At 70.7% G+C, this 948-nt stretch carries 1 protein-coding gene; it reads right to left on the bottom strand.

What is annotated here, in order from left to right:
- Positions 1–948: sigma-54-dependent Fis family transcriptional regulator (locus HMPREF3115_RS25765; protein ID WP_176748776.1), on the bottom strand; the 948-nt coding region annotated here is incomplete at both ends.

Below are 948 nucleotides of genomic sequence, written 5' to 3'. Positions count from 1 at the left end.
GTGCCGCGCGAGCGCCGCGGCGATCGCGCACGCCGCGACGTCCTGCAGCCGCGCATCGCCGGTCGCCAACGGATCGGGCGCAGCGTGCGGCGATGCAGCGCCGTCGTGCGCGCAGTGCGCGTCGTCGCGCCGCAGGTCGTCGAAAAAGTCTTCGGGCAAGTGCTCGCAGCGGATCTCCCCGTCGTCGTCGACCATCGCGGCGGCGGTACGCAGCAGGTTCGCGAGCTGGCGGAAATTGCCGGGCCACGCGCAGCGCTCGAACAGCGCCATCACGTCGGGCGCGACGCTCAGCGGCCGCCGGCCGGGGCCCGACAGCGTCTCGCGCTGCAGCATCTTCTGCACGACCACCGCGAGATCGGTGCGGTCGCGCAGCGGCGGCAGCCGGACGACGAGGCCGTTCAGCCGGTAGTACAGATCCTCGCGGAAGCGGTTCTGCGCGATCATCTCGCGCAAATCGCGGTGCGTCGCGCAGATGATCGCAATGTCCACGCCGATCGCCTTCGTCGAGCCGAGCGGATTGACGATGCGCTCCTGCAGTACGCGCAGCAGCCGCACCTGCAGCGGATACGGCATGTCGCCGATCTCGTCGAGAAACAGCGTGCCGCCGTTCGCCTGCAGCAGCTTGCCGGTCGCGCCCTTGCGGCGCGTGCCCGTAAACGCGCCCTCCTCGTAGCCGAACAGCTCCGACTCGATCAGCGTCTCCGGAATCGACGCGCAGTTCACCGCGACGAACGGCCCGTCGCGACGCGGCGAGTCGTTGTGGATCGCCTGCGCGAGCAGTTCCTTGCCGGTGCCGGTCTCGCCCGTGATCAGCACCGGAATGTCCTTGCCGATCACCTTGCGCACCTTCGCGATCACGGCCGCGACCTGCGGATCGCCGGTGTCCAGATAGCTGAGCCGCGACAGGCTCGCGGCGCCGTGTGCGGCCGCGGGCCGCGCGGCCGGCAC

The organism is Burkholderia sp. HMSC10F09, from assembly GCF_001806955.1.
In the GTDB taxonomy this organism is placed as follows: domain Bacteria; phylum Pseudomonadota; class Gammaproteobacteria; order Burkholderiales; family Burkholderiaceae; genus Burkholderia; species Burkholderia multivorans.
Note: the sequence above shows the minus strand (reverse complement) of the source record. Positions and strands in the feature narration are given on the sequence as shown.